Source organism: Amycolatopsis orientalis DSM 40040 = KCTC 9412, assembly GCF_000478275.1.
GTDB lineage: Bacteria > Actinomycetota > Actinomycetes > Mycobacteriales > Pseudonocardiaceae > Amycolatopsis > Amycolatopsis orientalis.
This window is the reverse complement of the sequence record NZ_ASJB01000001.1, coordinates 69,541-86,212: the sequence shown is the minus strand read 5'-3', so window position 1 is coordinate 86,212 and position 16,672 is coordinate 69,541. Positions and strand designations below refer to the sequence as shown.

15 protein-coding genes are annotated in these 16,672 nt (G+C 68.6%); 10 read left to right on the top strand and 5 right to left on the bottom strand.

Annotated elements, in window-relative coordinates:
• Nucleotides 1–58: 58 nt before the first annotated feature.
• Entirely contained in the window at nt 59–946 is an 888-nt protein-coding gene (locus L324_RS00360; protein ID WP_037303175.1) for a peptidylprolyl isomerase, read from the top strand.
• Between the two features lie 49 nt (nt 947–995).
• Here L324_RS00360 and L324_RS00355 read toward each other — a convergent pair whose 3' ends face one another.
• The 3 genes from L324_RS00355 to L324_RS00345 all read right to left on the bottom strand — a co-directional run bounded on the left by L324_RS00355 (nt 996) and on the right by L324_RS00345 (nt 2,921).
• Nucleotides 996–1,859: an aminoglycoside phosphotransferase family protein gene (locus L324_RS00355; protein ID WP_037303174.1), complete on the bottom strand. Its 864-nt coding sequence runs from the start codon at nt 1,857–1,859 to the stop codon at nt 996–998.
• A 65-nt stretch (nt 1,860–1,924) separates the two neighbouring features.
• Entirely contained in the window at nt 1,925–2,338 is a 414-nt protein-coding gene (locus L324_RS00350; protein ID WP_235783368.1) for a hypothetical protein, read from the bottom strand.
• Between the two features lie 163 nt (nt 2,339–2,501).
• Entirely contained in the window at nt 2,502–2,921 is a 420-nt protein-coding gene (locus L324_RS00345; protein ID WP_037303258.1) for a MarR family winged helix-turn-helix transcriptional regulator, read from the bottom strand.
• A 56-nt stretch (nt 2,922–2,977) separates the two neighbouring features.
• Here L324_RS00345 and L324_RS00340 point away from each other — a divergent pair, with 56 nt between their 5' ends.
• Together L324_RS00340 and L324_RS00335 are read left to right on the top strand one after the other, a co-directional pair.
• Nucleotides 2,978–3,502, top strand: a complete 525-nt coding sequence (locus L324_RS00340) for a DUF6790 family protein (protein ID WP_037303172.1) — start codon at nt 2,978–2,980, stop codon at nt 3,500–3,502.
• A 21-nt stretch (nt 3,503–3,523) separates the two neighbouring features.
• Nucleotides 3,524–4,183: a TMEM175 family protein gene (locus L324_RS00335; protein ID WP_037303171.1), complete on the top strand. Its 660-nt coding sequence runs from the start codon at nt 3,524–3,526 to the stop codon at nt 4,181–4,183.
• A gap of 14 nt (nt 4,184–4,197) precedes the next feature.
• On the opposite strand, the gene L324_RS00330 is transcribed toward L324_RS00335, so the two are convergent.
• Nucleotides 4,198–5,022 (bottom strand): NAD-dependent epimerase/dehydratase family protein, encoded by an 825-nt coding sequence (locus L324_RS00330; RefSeq protein ID WP_037303170.1) that lies wholly within the window; start codon nt 5,020–5,022, stop codon nt 4,198–4,200.
• Between the two features lie 36 nt (nt 5,023–5,058).
• On the bottom strand, nt 5,059–5,871 hold the full coding sequence (locus tag L324_RS00325) for an IclR family transcriptional regulator (RefSeq protein ID WP_037303169.1): 813 nt from the start codon (nt 5,869–5,871) through the stop codon (nt 5,059–5,061).
• Nucleotides 5,872–6,025: 154 nt separating this feature from the next.
• On the opposite strand from L324_RS00325, the gene L324_RS00320 reads away from it, so the two are divergent.
• The 7 genes from L324_RS00320 (at nt 6,026) to L324_RS00290 (ending at nt 16,655) form a co-directional block, all read left to right on the top strand.
• On the top strand, nt 6,026–7,537 hold the full coding sequence (locus tag L324_RS00320; RefSeq protein WP_037303168.1) for a sodium:solute symporter family protein: 1,512 nt from the start codon (nt 6,026–6,028) through the stop codon (nt 7,535–7,537).
• Between the two features lie 47 nt (nt 7,538–7,584).
• Nucleotides 7,585–8,529, top strand: a complete 945-nt coding sequence (locus L324_RS00315; RefSeq protein WP_037303167.1) for a 5-dehydro-4-deoxyglucarate dehydratase — start codon at nt 7,585–7,587, stop codon at nt 8,527–8,529.
• 2 nt (nt 8,530–8,531) lie between these two features.
• Nucleotides 8,532–9,788 carry a glucarate dehydratase family protein gene (locus L324_RS00310; RefSeq protein WP_037303166.1) on the top strand — a complete coding sequence of 419 codons (1,257 nt, stop codon included), beginning with the start codon at nt 8,532–8,534 and terminating at the stop codon, nt 9,786–9,788.
• A gap of 4 nt (nt 9,789–9,792) precedes the next feature.
• Nucleotides 9,793–10,941, top strand: coding sequence for a hypothetical protein (locus tag L324_RS00305; protein ID WP_037303165.1), 1,149 nt, complete (start codon nt 9,793–9,795; stop codon nt 10,939–10,941).
• A 15-nt stretch (nt 10,942–10,956) separates the two neighbouring features.
• Nucleotides 10,957–12,414 (top strand): aldehyde dehydrogenase (NADP(+)), encoded by a 1,458-nt coding sequence (locus L324_RS00300; protein WP_037303164.1) that lies wholly within the window; start codon nt 10,957–10,959, stop codon nt 12,412–12,414.
• Nucleotides 12,415–12,521: 107 nt separating this feature from the next.
• Entirely contained in the window at nt 12,522–14,867 is a 2,346-nt protein-coding gene (locus L324_RS00295) for a polysaccharide lyase 8 family protein (RefSeq protein ID WP_037303163.1), read from the top strand.
• 639 nt (nt 14,868–15,506) lie between these two features.
• On the top strand, nt 15,507–16,655 hold the full coding sequence (locus tag L324_RS00290) for an epoxide hydrolase family protein (protein WP_037303162.1): 1,149 nt from the start codon (nt 15,507–15,509) through the stop codon (nt 16,653–16,655).
• Nucleotides 16,656–16,672: the final 17 nt, after the last annotated feature.

Sequence of the window (16,672 nt, the reverse complement as noted above, 5' to 3'; positions counted from 1 at the left end):
CCGGTGGTGATAGGCGAGAGTGTTCCTGCACTTCCCCCGCCGGATGACAGGAGCGCCGATGTCCCAGCCGCCGCAGCAGCCGTACCAGCAGCCGGGATGGTACGGCGCGCCGCAGCAACCGCCGCCGTCGAACAAGACGGCGCTCTGGGTCGGGCTGGGCGTGCTGGGACTCGTCGTGGTGGTCGCGGTCGTGGCGATCACCGGATTCGTCGCGCCCGGGTTCTTCCTGCCGGACTCGAAGAGCAAGGGCGCGGTCGCGTCGCCCTCGTCGGCTCCGTCGTCGACGTCCCAGCAAACGACGACGCAGAGCCCGGTCCAGATCCCGGGTGAGCGGACACCGCTGCCGAAGCGCTCGGCGCCTCTGGCGGATCCGGCGAGCTGCGCCTACCCGCCGGACTCCTCCGGCCCGGTGCCGAAGAAGGCGACCCCGCCCGCGCCGGGGCCGGCGCCGTCGAACGGCACGATGGCCGTCACTCTCAAGACGACCGCGGGCGACATCGGGCTGACCCTGGACCGCGCGCTGGCCCCGTGCACCGTGGCGAACTTTCTCTCGCTGGCGCGACAGGGGTACTACGACGGGACGTCGTGCCACCGGCTCGGGACGTCGGGGCTGCAGATGCTCCAGTGCGGGGACCCGCAGGGTGACGGCACGGGCGGACCGGGTTACACGATTCCGGACGAGGTCTTCCCCGAACTCAAGTACGGCAGGGGCATCCTCGCGATGGCGAAGAAGCAGGCACCGGACACCGGCGGCAGCCAGTTCTTCATGGTCTTCGGCGAGGCGGAACTGCCGCCGGAGTACACCGTGTTCGGGAGCATCTCCGACGCGGGCCTCCAGGTGCTGGACAAGGTCGCGCGTGGTGGGGTGGACGACGCGAAGGGGAACGGCGACGGCACGGGTCCGCCGCTCGTCCCGGTGACGTTCCAGTCGGTCGCGGTGGGCTGAAGGTGCTCGTCGACCCGACACCTTTGCCTTACTCCTCAAGAGGCGTTGTTCAGCCATCGAGCGCCTGAGTGATCTGGCGCGTGGTCTGCGCGGCGACGCGGGGATTGACGGCGGCGTAGTGGATGTAGGCGTTCAATCCGGTGGCCAAGGCCCAGCCGCGACCGCGGGTCCAGGTGGCGTCGTCCACCGCGAGCGCGGCGCGGAAGGTGGCTCGCGTTTCGGCCGACATGAGGGTGAAGGCGATGATCAGGTCGCGAGCCGGATCGCCCACCCCGAACTCACCGAAGTCGATGACGGCGCTGAGGCGGCCGCCGGTCGTCAACAGGTTGCCGGTGTGGAAGTCGCCATGGGACCAGACCGGTGGACCGTCCGCCCCGGGTGCGGCGAGAGCGGTATCCCACAGCTCGGTCATCGCCGCTTGGTCGAAGGCGTCACCGGCTTTCGCGATGGCGGATCGCGTCGCCGTGTCCCGTGCGGCCAGCGGGCGGCCGGTGAGATCTTCGGCCGGTTCGGCGTCGAACCGATGGAGTGCGGTCAGGAACCCGGCCAGCACGCAGGCGGCCTCGTGCGACCCGGAGAGGGCATCGACGGTCGCCACCTCGCCGTCCAGCCAGCGCGAAACCGCCCACGGCCACGGATAGCCGAAGTCCGGCTCTCCCACGCCCACCAGGTCAGGCACGGCCAGCGGCAGGTGCGGGGCGAGCCGGGGCAACCACTCGGCTTCCTTCTTCGCCTGGTTGATCGCGCCGGTGTGGCGGGGCAGCCGGACGGACAGGTCCTCGCCGAGCCGGTAGATCACGTGATCCGAGCCGCCAGGGGAGTGCGGAAGCAGTGGCGAACCGGCCCACTGCGGGAACTGTGTATCGACCAGCCGCCTCGCCAGCGCGACATCGATGGTCGGGAGTGTTTCCATGGCTGGGCAAGATGTCACGGCCTCATCGGTTGATCAACCGGTTATCCGGCTCGGAACGGTGCCGATCAGTGTTGCGTGCCCGGTGGCTGCTGGGCCGGCGGGATGGGCTGCGAGTGACCTGGCTGTGTGGCCGGGAAACCCGGCTGCGCGGCCATCGGGTAGTTGACCGGTGCGAGGCCGGGTTGCCGAGGCGGGCGGCCGCTCTTGACGACCGCGAGCGCGACCAGGAGCCAGGAAAGCAGCGCGGCGGCGTCGAGGGGGATGCCGACCCCCATGAAGATCAAGCGGATTTCGTCGGCGCTCAGATTGCCGGAAGCACTCCAGGACGGCACCTCCACCGACAGGAACTGCCAGGCGATGCCTGCGGCCGTCGTGACGAGCATGACGACGAAAGCACCCACCATCAGGCCGGACACTCCCTTGGAGCGTCCTCTGATCGAAAAGACCAGGCCGAGCAGCCCTACCACGAGCTGCAACACACGCGGGATGGTCTCGATGCTCGCGAACGTAAAGGGTGACATGCTTGCCTTTCGCAGCTCTCCGCCCGGAACCGAGACGTCCGGGCTTCGCGCGGCGATCTTATGAGGTGACGTGGCCCCGCGTGATCTGTTCGGCGAGAAACACGGGATACCGGTCTTGTGCTCAGTCGCCTCCGAGGATTTCGGCCAGCCGCAAGGTGTCCTCGAGATAGCGTTCGTAGGGAAATCCTGCCGCGACGAGCCCTGCGCGGAACTCGTCGTAGAGCGGTTTTCCGGCGGCGTGGAAGGCTTTCCGGCCTGTCTCGGTGAGACGGACCAGCCGACGGCGCGCGTGGTCGGGGTCGACGGTGATCCGCACCAGGCCATCCGCTTCGAGCGGTCGTAGCGCCCGGCTGATCGCCGGGTCGGACACCGACAGTGCCTGCGCGAGCCGGTGCTGTGTCGCCGGCTCGATGTCCTCGAGAGTGCCCAGAAGCCTTATCTGACTGTAGGTCAAGCCGTCGGAGTCGTCGGTGCGCCGCCGGGCCTGTTCGCCCAGCAGCATGACCACGCGGTGCAGCAGATCTGCGAGTCCATCATCCACGAGCGTCACTATACCTGAATGTTGACGGGTTAATATTAACAGGGTAAGACTGAGGTATGGACAACTTCACTTACCTCGCCCGATCCGCCTTCCCTTTGGTCTGGATCCTGGTACCGGCCATCGGGGCGTTCGTGCGGGCCCGCCACGTCACATCGGTCCGGGAACGGCTGGAGATCTGGCAGCGCTGGTGGGCGATCGGTGCCTTGGGGTTCGGCAGCCTGTGGATGACGGTCGCGTTCCTCGCCTTCCCGGACGGCATGGCCACCGCCATCGGCTTCGATCGGACACCCTTCATGTTCGAGATCGCCTTCGCCAACCTCGGGCTGGCCGTAATGGGATTCCGTGCCGCCTCGGCCTCCGCGCGCGAGCGCGTCACCATCGGGCTCGGCGCCGGGATGTTCCTCTGGGGAGCTTTGGCGGGCCACGTCTACCAGTGGTTCGCCAACGGCGTCCACAGTCCCGGCAACACCGGCGGAGTCCTCGTCAACGACCTCGCCATCCCGGCCGTCATGATCATTCTGGCCGTGTGGTCCCGGCGCTTGGCGGCCACACCCCGCCCTGCCGTGGCGACCGTCGCCTGACCCCGAAGGAGCTGTCTCGTCATGGCGACTCATGCCTGCCAGGAACCCGATGTGACACGGGCGGGAGCCGCCGAGCGGCTCACCATGTTCGTCGACGCGGTGATCGCGATCGCCCTCACCTTGCTGGCGCTGGAACTCCCCGTCCCCACCGGTGACACCACCGGGGCGATGCTGCGTTCGGTGTCGGACCACGGTAAGGAGTACCTGGCCTTCGCGGTCAGCTTCGTGGTGATCGCCGCCCACTGGCGAGCGCACCACGAGATCTTCCGGTCTGTCCGCTCGCTGAGCGGCCGTCTGGTCAGCCTCACCCTGGCCTGGCTGTTCATGCAGGTCCTGACGCCGTTCGCGACGCGGGTGATCACCGCCGAGGGCGCCTTCCCGCCCCGGTTCAGCTTCTACGCGATCGTGCAGGTCCTGGCGTCCGCCTTGTTCGCGCTGATCATCCGGGAGATCCGCCGCGAACACTTGTACCGCACGGACGCCCTGCCCGAGGCGTTCGCGCCGAACCTGGTGCGCAGCGTCTGTCTGGCCGCGGTCTTCGGGGTCTCCGTTCCCGTCTCGTTCCTGACCACGGGGACCGGCGCGTACCTGTGCTGGATCGCGGCGCCCGTCGTGCTCGCCGTCGCCGGTCGCGTCCAGGCCGCGCGCGTTCCGGCGCCTGATCACCCGACGTCACCATGACCTCGGAAGCATCCTCAGAGCGGGTTGTGCGCCCCCAGTGGCGCGGTGCAGAAAGGCCCTCCGACGTACTCGGCGGCCACCCCGGTCGGCGCCGGTTTGTCCGCCAGCTGGTCGGCGTAGGTCTCCGCGTTGTCGAGCGACTTGTAGCCCAGCTCTTCGGCCTCGGCGAGGGAGTAGATCCGGCGCGTGTTGTCGGAGACGCCCCAGATCAGCCGGTAGCCGGGGGAGGGGTAGCTCAGGCACGCTTCGAAGAGGCGGGCGCCGTCGTCGGGGGAGAGCCAGGTCGTCAGGCCACGCGGGCCGAGGACGAGCGGGCTTTCGAAACACGAGCCGATCCGGATGACGATCACGTCCATGCCGAACCGCGAGTGGTACAGGCTTCCGAGTGCCTCGATGGCCGCCTTGCTGACACCGTAGTAGGTGTCGGGCCGGGGTGAGGAGTCGGCGGGGAGGCCGTTCTCGCCGGCTTCGTCGTTGCGGCGGAAACCGACGGAGTGGTTGCTGGAAGCCAGGATCACGCGCGGCACACCGGCCGCTCGCGCGGCTTCGAGGACGGTGTGCGTGCCGTTGATGTTGACGTCGAGTGTCGCTTCCCACGAGTTCTCGCGGCTGTGCCCGCCGAGGTGGATCAGCGCGTCGACGCCTTCGCACGCCTTCGCCATCGCTTCCGGGTCGGTCACCGACGCGGTGATCAGCTCGACGTCCTCGCCGCCCGCGGCTTCGGGCTGCGCGGCCAGGTCGAGCAGGCGCAGCACCCGGCCGGAACGGCGGAGTCGCGTCCGCATCAGGGTGCCTACAATGCCCGCCGAGCCGGTGATCAGGACGCGCTGGTCTGCCATGGGAACCCCTTGTCAGTGGAAGAAGAACAGGAACGATCAGCGGATGCCGGCGCGGCGCAGCTGCTGGCCGAGTTCCGCCGTGATTTCCGCGAGGAGCTCGCCGACGCGTTTCGCGTCGGCGTCGGTGACTTCGGTGACCGGCATGGAGCAACTGATCGCGTCCGTGCCGGGGATGCGGTAGGGGATCACGGCCGCCACGCACCGGACGCCGAGGCTGCCTTCCTCGACTTCCGACGCGTAGCCGCGTTCGCGGGTCTTCGCGCATTCGGCGTGCAGCGCTTCGACCGTGGTGATCGTGTTCGGGGTCAGCGCCCGCAGCTCTCCGGTCAGGAGCCCGTCGATCTCGTCGTGGGTCAGTTCGGCCAGTAAAGCCTTCCCCAGCGCGGTCGCGTGGGTGGGCAGTGTGCGGCCGACGCGGGAGACGAGATGCGTCGAGTGCCGTGACTCCCGCGTCTCCAGGTAGACGACGTCGGTGCCCTCGCGCCGCGCGAAGTGCGCGGTGAAGCCGGTCTTCTCCCGGATCCGCTCCAGCGCCTCTGTCGCGAACGGGACGACCGGGTCGCGGTCGAGGTAGGCCGTGCCGCAGATGAGCGCGCGTACGCCGAGGCGGTAGCGGGCGGTGTTGGTGTCCACTTCCAGCCAGCCGGCTTCGAGCAGGGTGCGCAGCAGTCCGTGCAGGCTCGACCTCGGGAAACCCGTACGCGCGTGGAGATCCGAGAGGGACAGCCAGACGTCGTTGGCGGCGAAGGTCTCGATCAGGTCGATCGCCCGCCGCGCGGATTTCACCCCGGCCGGTTCGGTGGCGGACGAGCCGTTCGCCACGGTGACAGCGGCCTCCTGCTGTGGCATCCGCACTCCTCCATCCGGCCGTTGACTTGTGACTCCGGCCATATTAGCGTCCCGAACAGCGTTCTTATGGATGAACATAATCACTATAACAGACTCCGTTCATGGATGTGAACAGACTAGGCCGCATCATCGTGGACGCGGAAAGGAGTCAGCGGTGCATTTGCTGGACTGGATCATGGTGTCCGCGTATTTCGTGCTGATGGTGGTGATCGGCCTGTGGTCACACAGCCGGGTCAACACGGTCAGTGACTTCTTCACCGCCGGCGGGAAGATGCCGTGGTGGCTGGCCGGGATCTCCCACCACATGTCCGGCTACAGCGCGGTGCTCTTCGTCGCGTACGCGGGCGTCGCGTACACCGATGGCATCACGGTCTACTTCTGGGGCATGGCCAGCATCGGTATCGGCGTCGGTATCGGCAGCTGGCTGTTCGCCTCGCGGTGGAACCGCCTGCGCTCGAAGCTGGGTGTCTCCTCGCCGCTGGAGTACCTCGCGAAACGCTTCAACGTGCCCACCCAGCAGGCCCTGGCCTGGAGCGGCAGCCTCCTGAAGATCTTCGACATCGCGGCCAAGTGGTTCGCGGTCGCGACCATCCTCAACGTCTTCGCGGGCGTGCCCTACACCTGGGGCATCATCATCACCGGGTCGATCACGCTGATCTACTGCACCGTCGGCGGTCTCTGGGCCGACGCGCTCACCGACTTCGGCCAGTTCGTCATCCAGGCCATCGCGGCGATCGTGATGCTGTGGGTCGTGCTGGACAAGCTCGGCGGCGTCTCCGGCCTGTGGACCGTGTGGGGCGACCTCCCGCCGAGCCACCTCAACCCGACGACGTCGAAGTTCACCACCGTCGTGTTGCTCGTGTACGTGCTGGTGAAGACCCTGGAGTACAACGGCGGTATGTGGAACCTGGCGCAGCGCTACATGGCCGCGCCGAACACCTTCGAAGCCCGCCGCGGTGCGCGGCTCTCTTCGATCCTGTACCTGGTGTGGCCGCTGGTCATGATGTTCCCGATGTTCGCCGCGCCGCTGCTGATCCCGAACATCTCCAACCCCAACAACGCCTACGCGATCATGACCACGACGTTCCTCCCGCCGGGGCTGGTAGGCCTGGTGCTGGCCGGCATCTTCTCGCACACCATGGCGATGGTCTCCTCCGACGCCAACGCGATCTCCGCGGTCATCACCCGCGACATGATGCCGGTGCTGTGGAAGAAGGCGAAGAACTTCACCGAATCCCAGGGGCTGCTCGCCGCCCGGGTTTCGACGGTGATCTTCGTCGTGCTGACCATGGCGGTCGCCACGCAGGCCGAGAAACTCGGTGGCGTGCTGGGTATCGTGGTGCTGTGGGTCGCGGCGCTGATGGGCCCGATCTCGGTGCCGCTGCTGCTCGGCATGCTCCCCGCGTTCCGCCGGTCCGGTTCCCGCGCGGCGCTGATCTCGTGGGCGGGCGGTCTCATCGCCTACGCGATCGCTTACTACGGCTACAAAGCCACTCTCGCGGTCACTGTGTCCACCCCGATCCTGGTCTCGCTGGCGCTGTTCGTCGGCCTCGGCTTCCTCATGCCCGAGCGCAAGGCCAGCACGGACGCGATCATCGACACCATCGACCGGGACGACGACGTCGCGGTCAGCAAATCCCAGGACGGCACCACCGTGCCGGCCTGACCGGGCCCGAACCCGGGATCAACCGACAAAGAACGAGAGAGAAATCCATGGTACAGCCCAAGATCGAGCTCGACGGCCTACTGGCGTTCCCGCTGACCCCCTTCACCGAGGGGCTGGAACTCAACCTCGACGCGTTCGCGGAAAACGTCGAGAGCCATGTGGCCGCCGGAGCCGGCGCGCTGTTCGTCGCCTGCGGTACGGGCGAATTCAGCTCGCTGTCCCCGGACGAGCACGCGGCGATCCTGCGCAAGGCTCGTGAGGTCGTCGCCGGGCGCGTACCTGTGTGGGTGGGGGCGGGCGGCGGCGCGTCGTCGGCGCGTGCCGGGATCGCGGCGGCGGAGGCGGACGGTGCGGACGGCGTCCTCCTCCTGCCGCCCTACCTGGTCACAGGCCCGCCTTCGGGGCTGGTCGACCACGTTCGTTACGCCGTCGGGGATTCCTCGATCCCGGTGATCGTCTACCACCGTTCCACCGGGGTGTTCACCCCGAAGTCCGCGGCCGACCTGCTCGACATCCCGTCGGTGGTGGGGCTCAAGGACGGCTTCGGCGACGTCGAGCTGATGAGCCGGATCATCACCACGATCCGGTCGATCGGCACCGACCGGGCGCGGGATTTCCTGTTCTTCAACGGTCTTCCGACCGCGGAGGTCTCGGCGCGCGCCTACTCCGCCATCGGCGTGGCGCGGTACTCCTCGGCCGTGCACTGCTTCGCCCCCGAGATCGCGGCCCGGTTCCACCGGGCACTCGCCGAGAACGACGACGCGGTGATGGAGGCGCTGCTCGCCGGCTTCTACCTGCCGCTGGTGGCGTTGCGGGACGAGGGCCAGGGCTTCGCCGTCTCGCTGGTCAAGGCCGCGGCGCGGTTGCGCGGCGACAAGGTCGGCTCGGTCCGGCCGCCGCTGGTCGAACCGACCGCCGAGCAGATCGCCCGCCTGGAGAAGATCGTCGACGATGGCTTCGCCGTCCTCAAGTCCGTCGAGGCCGGTGCCTGAAGATGAAGGTTCTCGACGTCGTCCTGACCCCGGTCGCGTTCGCCGACCCGCCGCTGCTCAACGCGATGGGCGTACACGAGCCCTTCGCGCTGCGCGGCATCATCCAGCTCTTCTGCGAGGACGGCGTGGTCGGCCTCGGTGAGTCCTACGGGGACCTCGCCTTCCTGGAGCAGGTCCGGAAGGTGCTGCCGGAACTCAAGGGCCACGATGTGTTCGACCTGCCCGGCCTGCGCCGGAAGGTCGCCACCACCCTCGGCGAGGTCGTCTTCGCCGACGCCCACGGGCTCACCGGCGGGTTCTCCGTCAGCAAGACCGTCGCCAGCGTGTACTCGCTGTTCGAGGTGGCCGCGCTCGACGCGCAGGGCCACTTCCTCGGCAGGCCGGTGGTGGACCTGCTCGGCGGCAAGGCGCGCGACGCCGTCGACTTCTCCGCCTACCTGTTCTACAAGTTCGGTGCCCACCTCGGCGCCGAGGAGGACTCGTGGGGCGAGGTGACCACGCCGGAGGCGCTCGTCGCCGAGGCGCGGCGCATGGTCGGGGAGTACGGTTTCTCCTCCATCAAGCTCAAGGGCGGCGCCTTCGATCCCGACCAGGAGATGGACGGTATCCGCGCGCTCGCCGAGGCGTTCCCGGACCATCCGCTCCGGATCGACCCGAACGCCGCCTGGACCGTGGACACGGGGATCCGGGTCGCGGAAGAACTCGACGGGGTCCTGGAGTACCTCGAAGACCCGACGCCGGGCATCGAAGGCATGGCCAGGGTCGCCGAGAAGGCGAACATGCCGCTGGCCACGAACATGTGCGTCGTGCGGTTCGCGGACATCGAACCGGCGTTCCGGCAGCGTGCGGTCGGCGTAATACTTTCGGACCATCATTACTGGGGTGGCCTGCGGGACACGCAGGCCCTCTCCACCACGGCGGAATGCTTCGGCGTGGGGCTTTCCATGCATTCGAACAGTCATCTCGGGATCAGCCTGGCCGCTATGGTGCACGTGGCCGCGGCGACGCCGCACCTGACCTACGCCTGCGACACCCACTGGCCGTGGAAGACGGCCGACGTCATCGCCCCGGGTGCGCTGGAGTTCGTCGACGGTGCGGTCGCGGTGCCCGACAAGCCGGGGCTCGGGGTCGAACTCGACCCCGACGCGCTGGCGCGGGCCCATGACGACTATGTCCGATGTGGACAGACAAAACGGGATGACGTGACCTATATGCGGAAGTTCGTCGGAAAGTTCGAGCCGAACACGGCACGGTGGTGAAGCGGTGAAGGTCACCGGATACGCCTACCCCTGGGACGTCGTCGACGATCCGGGGTTCGTCGAGCGCGTACGGGAACTCGGTGTCGACGAGGTCGCCGTCGCCGTGTCGTACCACAGCGCCCGCGCGGCGACGCCCTGGTCGCCCGAGCGCACCTCGGTCGTCGCGCGTCACGCGGCGCTGTACCGGCCGGTGCGCGAGGAGGCATGGGGCGAGCTGCGGCCCGCGGAACCGGACTGGGTGGACGGCCGGGACAGCGCGGGCGACGCCGTCCGGCTGCTGAACGAGGCCGGTGTCCCGGCCGCGGCGTGGCTCGTGCTGACCCACAACTCCCAGCTGGGCACGGAGTTCCCCGATTTCACCGTGCGCAACTGTTTCGGTGAGCGGTACCCGTGGGCACTGTGCCCGGCGCAGCCTGCCGTCCGCGAGTACGCCGCGAACCTGACGGCGGAAAGCCTGGCGGGGCTCGATTTCGCCTCGGTCATCCTGGAGGCGTGCGGTCCGCTCGGCGCCGTCCACCAGCACCAGCACGAGAAGACCGACGGCGTCTGGTCGCCCGCGACGGCGCGGCTGCTGTCGGTGTGCTGCTGCGACGCCTGCCTCGACGGCTGGGCCGAGGCAGGCAAGGACCCGGCGAAGGCGCTCGGCAAGCTGCGTGCCGAGGTCCGGCGGCTGATCGACAGCGGTGACCTGCGGGCCACCGAGGACCGGATCCTGCCGACGCTGCGGCAGGTCCTGCTCGACACCCGGCAGAAGGCGACGGACGCGCTCCGGCGTGAAGTGCTCGCGAAGATCCCGTCGGGGACCAGGATCGTGCTCCACGGCGCGATGGACCCGTGGGTCACCGGCGCGCTGCCGGGGCTGACGCCGTCGGCTCCGGCGGAGGTCGACGCGGTGGTGCTGCAGAACTGGGCACCCGGTCACCGCAGCGCGGGCGCCGTCGCGGCGGCGCGGGCGAAACTGCCGGAGAAGGTCGCCGTCGGCAGCTACATCACCGCGGTGGGGGCGAGCCCGGTGCCCGACATCGAGGCCTACACCACCGAACTCGGCAAGGCAGGCGCCACCGAACTGCACCTGTACCACCTCGGCCTCGCCGGACCGGGGCGCTGGGTGGACCTCATCGCCGCCACCAGCGCAGCGCACGAACTCGACTAGGAGAAACAGAAGCACATGAGCCAGGCAACAGCTCCCGCCACGCTCGAACAGATCCTCGCGGCCGCCGCCGATGCGGCAGGCACGGCGGCGGCCGCGACCCCAGCCCAGCGCGCCGGCTGGCTGAACGCCGCGGCCGACGCCCTCGACGCGTCCGCCGCCGAACTGATCGCGCTGGCCGCCGAGGAGACCCATCTCCCGGCCTCCCCGCGGCTGCAGGGAGAACTGAAGCGCACGACGTTCCAGCTGCGGCTTTTCGGCGAGGTGCTCGCCGACGGCGCGTTCCTCGGCGCCACCGTCGACCACGCCGACGCCGCGTGGCCGATGGGGCCCCGGCCGGACATCCGGCGGCTGCTCACGCCGATCGGCCCGGTGCTGGTGTTCGCCGCCAGCAACTTCCCGTTCGCCTTCAGCGTCGCGGGCGGGGATACCGCGTCGGCGCTCGCCGCGGGATGCCCGGTGGTGCTCAAGGCGCACTCCGGGCACCCCGAGCTGTCCGCCCGCACCGGCGAGGTCGTCGGTGAGGCGCTGGTCAAGGCCGGTGCGCCGGAAGGCATCTTCGCGGTCATCTACGGGCAGCAGAACGGCGTGACGGCACTGAAGGACCCGCGCATCCAGGCGGCGTCGTTCACCGGTTCGGTCCCGGGCGGGCGCGCGCTGTTCGACATCGCGACCTCGCGGCCGTCGCCGATCCCGTTCTACGGCGAGCTGGGCAGTGTCAACCCCGTCGTCGTCACGCGGGCGGCGATCGACGCCCGCGGCGAGGCGATCGCCAAGGGCTACGCGGGCTCGTTCAGCCTCGGTGCCGGGCAGTTCTGCACCAAACCCGGTCTGCTGTTCCTTCCCGAAGGACACGGGCTGGAAGACACGCTGCGCGAGGCCGTCTCGGCGATCCCGGCGCAGCCGATGCTCAACGAGCGCATCGCGGCCGGATTCGCCGAGGGACTGGCGAAACTGCGTGACGTGGCCGGCGTCGAGGTGCTGTCCGAGTCCGGTGGCGCGGAAGGGATCTCGCACGGCGCGACCCTGCTCGCCACCACCGCCAAGGCATTCCTCGCCGACGCCGACACTGTCCGCGAGGAGTGCTTCGGCCCGGCCTCGCTGATCGTCACCTACGCCGACCAGGCCGAGCTGATCAGCCTGCTCGGGGTGATGGAACCGGGGCTCACCGCGACCATCCAGGGTGAGGAGTCCGATATGGACTGGATCCGCCCGGTCCTCCCGTCCCTGACCCGCGTCGCCGGCCGCCTGCTCTGGAACGACTGGCCGACCGGCGTCACGGTCACCTGGGCACAGGAACACGGTGGCCCCTACCCGGCGACCACCGCGCCGACCAGCACCTCGGTCGGCACCGCCGCGATCGAGCGGTTCCTGCGACCGATCGCCTGGCAGGGCTTCCCCGACGCGCTGCTGCCGGAACCGTTGCAGGAGAACAACCCGTGGGGACTGCCGCGCAGGACCGACGGGAAACGCTAGAAGACTCGTGAGTGGTAATGACGGTTAGAACCGTCATTACCACTCACGAGGCCCACTACACGCCGCCGCCCCTTGTTGTTGTCTTCGACCTCTTGGGAGGCCCCGTCATGCCCGGATTCGGTTACATCGACCGGAGAACCGCCTTGCGTTCAGGTGCGGCGGCGGCCGCCACGGTCGCGCTCACGACCACTCTCGTGACCCCTTCGTCGGCCCTGCCCGTGTCGGGCACTGCCGCTGTCGTGACCGGTTATCGCGAACTGCAGACCGGCATCAACCGGCCGTCGGCGGAACGCGCGGCCGCGCTGGCGAACCTGGACAGGGTCGCGAAGTCCTATCACGACAGCATGACGGTCGGCGGCGGTCCTTTGTGGAAGGACCTCCCGCTCGGCCCGGGCAGCGAATTCACGACGTCGATGTATGCCAGGCTTCGCGCGATCACGGTCAACTGGGGCACGCCGGGCGGCGCGCTGGCCGGTGATCCGGCGGTGCTCGCCCGGATCAAGGCGGCACTGGAACTGTTGTACACCAGCGATCAGTACAGCGAGAAGACCGCCGAGATCGGCAACTGGTACACCTACGAGATCGGCATCCCGCTCTACCTGCTGCACATCCTCGCGACGGTGGCGGACGAGCTGACCCAGGACGAGATCGCCAGGTATCTGAAGCCGGTACTGAAGTTCTCCGGCAACCCGAACCTGCGCACGAACAACCCGAGCGTCGTCGAGACCGGCGCCAACCGCGCGGACAAGTCGACGATCTCCATCGTGTCCGGGGCGATGCTGGGCGACACCGATCGGATCCGGCGCGGCGTCGGGGCGTTCACCGACGTCGAAGGCGGGGGAGCGGCGAGCGTCATCGCCAAGCTCCACCGCGCGGCCGGGGACGGCTTCCACACCGACGGCTCGTTCATCCAGCACGATTCGGTGCCGTATCCCGGGCACTACGGGATCGTCCTGCTCACCGCCGTCGCGGCCGCCATCCACGTCACCAAGGGCACCGAGTTCGACTTGGCCGCCGACGTCAAGGATGCCGCGTACGCGCTGGTCTCCGACACCTTCGCCCCGTTCGTCTACGCGGGCGCGCTGATGGAGTCGGTCCGCGGCCGGTTCCTTTCCCGGCAAGGGGAGTCCGCGCACGACATCGGGCATCAGCTCACCGGCGCCGTCGTCCTGCTCGCGCGGTCGGCGAGCGGGAAGCGCAAGGAGGAACTCGGCGGGCTCGCCGCGAAATGGATCACCGAGGACACTTTCGCGCCATACCTGAAGATCCCCGATCCCGAGCGGTTCGCGCCGGGCCCGGACCTCGTCGGCGTTCCCGGGATCGAGTTCGCCCAGGAGCTGCTCGCCACGAAGGTCCGGCCGACGCCGACGGTCGCCACGCATCGCGTGTTCGGCCAGCAGGATCGGATGGTGCACATCACCGAAGGCTGGTCGGCCTCGCTCGGCGTCGCCTCGTCGCGGATCGCGCGGTACGAGTCGGTCAACGCGATGAACCTGCACGGCTGGTACACCGGCGACGGCTCGCTGTACCTGTTCCTGCCGAAAGCCAAGGGGCACTTCACCGACGCCTACTGGCCGACCGTCGACCCGTTGCTGCTGCCGGGTACGACCACCAAGACCGGGCCGACCCCGGTGCTGGAACAGGTACCGCTGACCGGCAAGGCGCACTGCGGCGGGGTCCGCTGGGACCCGCGGCACGGCGCGCACGCCCTCGACTTCGTCTCGCAGGACGGCACGCTGACCGCGAAGAAGTCGTGGTTCTTCACGCCGTCGGGGGTGGTCTGCCTCGGCGCGGGGATCACCGACGCCTCCGGTGAGCGGATCCGTACCACGATCGAGAACCGCAACCTCGGCGAGAACGGCACGGGGGTGCTGCTCGCCGACGGCAGGCTGGTCGGCGGCTCGGAGTCGTTGCGGCGCAAGCGATGGCTGCATCTGGAGAAGGTCGGCGGGTACATCCTGCTCGACGCCGCGGAGGTGACCGCGCTGCGCGAGGACCGGACAGGGACCTGGCGCGACGTCGACAAGGGCGCCAACACCAAGGGCACCACGGTGCCCTACACCCGGCGCTACCAGAAGCTGGTGATCGAGCACGGGGCCAAACCCACGGACGCGAGTTACGCCTACGCCGTCCTGCCCACGGCCTCGGTACTGGAGACGATCGCGTCGGCCTGGGCGTGGCGCGTGCGCTCCAACACCGCGACCGTGCAGGCCGTCCGGCTGTGGGACGCGACGCTGCTGGCGAACTTCTTCGCCGCCGGCTCGGTCGACGAGGTGTCGGTGTCCGGTCCGGCGTCGGTGGCCCTGGGCCGGGGAAGCGACGGCTGGCGGCTGGCCGTCTCGGACCCGACGCAGCGCCAGGAGGTCGTCCGGGTGACCGTGCGACGCAAGACCGTCGAGGTGCCGGTAAAGAACACCTTCGGAGCCACACAGGTGATCTCACTCGGCCGATGAACCGCCGGTCTCGTGAGTGGTAATGACGGTTCTAACCCTCATTACCACTCACGAGGCTTTCAGGTCACCTGCCGGCGTCTTGGGCCCCGCCGGACGGGGCGAAGGTCGAGTTTCCTCGGCTGAGCCGAGGGAAGGGGGCCTCCACACTCGAACCTCGAAGGCGCCAGCGATGTCACATCCGGACCACCAAGAGCAGCGCTGACCAGCAACTCTGAGACTTTGCCGGGACCCTGACCCTGAAGGTAGTGAAGGAGTCCTTCACTACCTGGCACTACCCGGGTTGGGGGATGAGCCGCCGGCCTCGTGAGTCGTAAGCGGTGTGGGGAAGATTGCGGCCGTTGAACGTCCGGAATCTTCCCCACTAGGGGGTGCTGGTCCACAGGTCGTGATCGGCATGAGCTTGATCAACGGAAGATCGGGGACGTCGAGTGTCTCGGATCTTCCGTCGACCAAGGTCTGAGACTGGGCGACCAGTCCGACGATGCGGGAAATCAGGACACTCACCGGGAAGGAGCCCTTCACGGATCGGGTTGGGGATCAGCCGCCGGTCTCGTGAGTGGTAATGATGGTTCTAACCGTCATTACCACTCACGAGGCTTTAGGTCACGAACTGTCCTATATGGTCTTTACGGTCGTGTCATGACCGACATCGAGCAGTTCCGCATCGACATCCCGCAGTCCGATCTGGACGACCTGACCGATCGGCTGGCCCGCACCCGCTGGCCGTCCGCGCTGCCCGGTGCCGAATGGAGCCGGGGTGTGCCGGTCGGCTACCTCAAGGAGCTGGCCGAGTACTGGCGCGACGGGTACGACTGGCGCGCGTACGAGAAGCAGCTCAACGAGTTCCCGCAGTACACCACGGTGATCGATGGCCAGCAGGTGCACTTCCTGCACGTCCGTTCGCCCGAATCGGACGCGATCCCGCTGATCATGACGCACAGCTGGCCGAATTCGATCGCGGAGTTCCTGAACGTCCTGGGACCGCTCACGGACCCGCGGGCCCACGGTCTCGACCCTTCGCGTGCCTTCCACGTCGTCGCGCCCTCCTTGCCGGGTTTCGGCTTCTCTCCGTTCCCGGAACCGGCCGACGAGCGGCCGTGGGATATCGCGAGGGTCGCTCGGACCTGGGCGGAGCTGATGCGCCGCCTCGGTTATGAACGCTATGGCGCACACGGGAACGACGCCGGAGCGCTGGTGACGCCCTGCCTGGCGGCGTACGCGCCCGGCCACGTCATCGGCTCCCACATCACCTCCGGACTCGGCGTGCCGATGGGCGATCCGGCCGACTTCGAGGGCCTGACCGAACAGGACCAGGCCGAGCTGTCGGGACTGATGGAACGCTTCGCGGGTGGCAGCGGCTACGGGGCCTACACGACGAGCAGGCCGCAGACGCTGAGCTTCGGCTTCCTCGATTCGCCGGTCGCGCAACTGGCCTACCTGGTCGAACGGTTCAAGGAGTTCGACGGCTGGCCGGACGGCGCCGGTCCCGCCGAGCCGATCGACCGCGACCTCCTGCTCACCAACGCGACGCTGTACTGGCTGACCGCGACCGGTGGTACCTCGCTGTGGCCGTACTACGAGGGTGCGGCCGCGATGCCGATGGACCAGACCGTGGTCCCGACCGGAGTCTCGCACGGTGGCCCCGCCGTGTTGCGCAAGATCGCCTCGCGCAAGAACGACATCGTGCGCTGGGCCGACCACGAGAGTCCCAGCCACATGGTCGCGATGGCCGTTCCGGACGACGTGGTGACCGAGCTCCGCGAATTCTTCGGAGAACTTCGGCGGTGATGTCGAGCGGTGGTCGT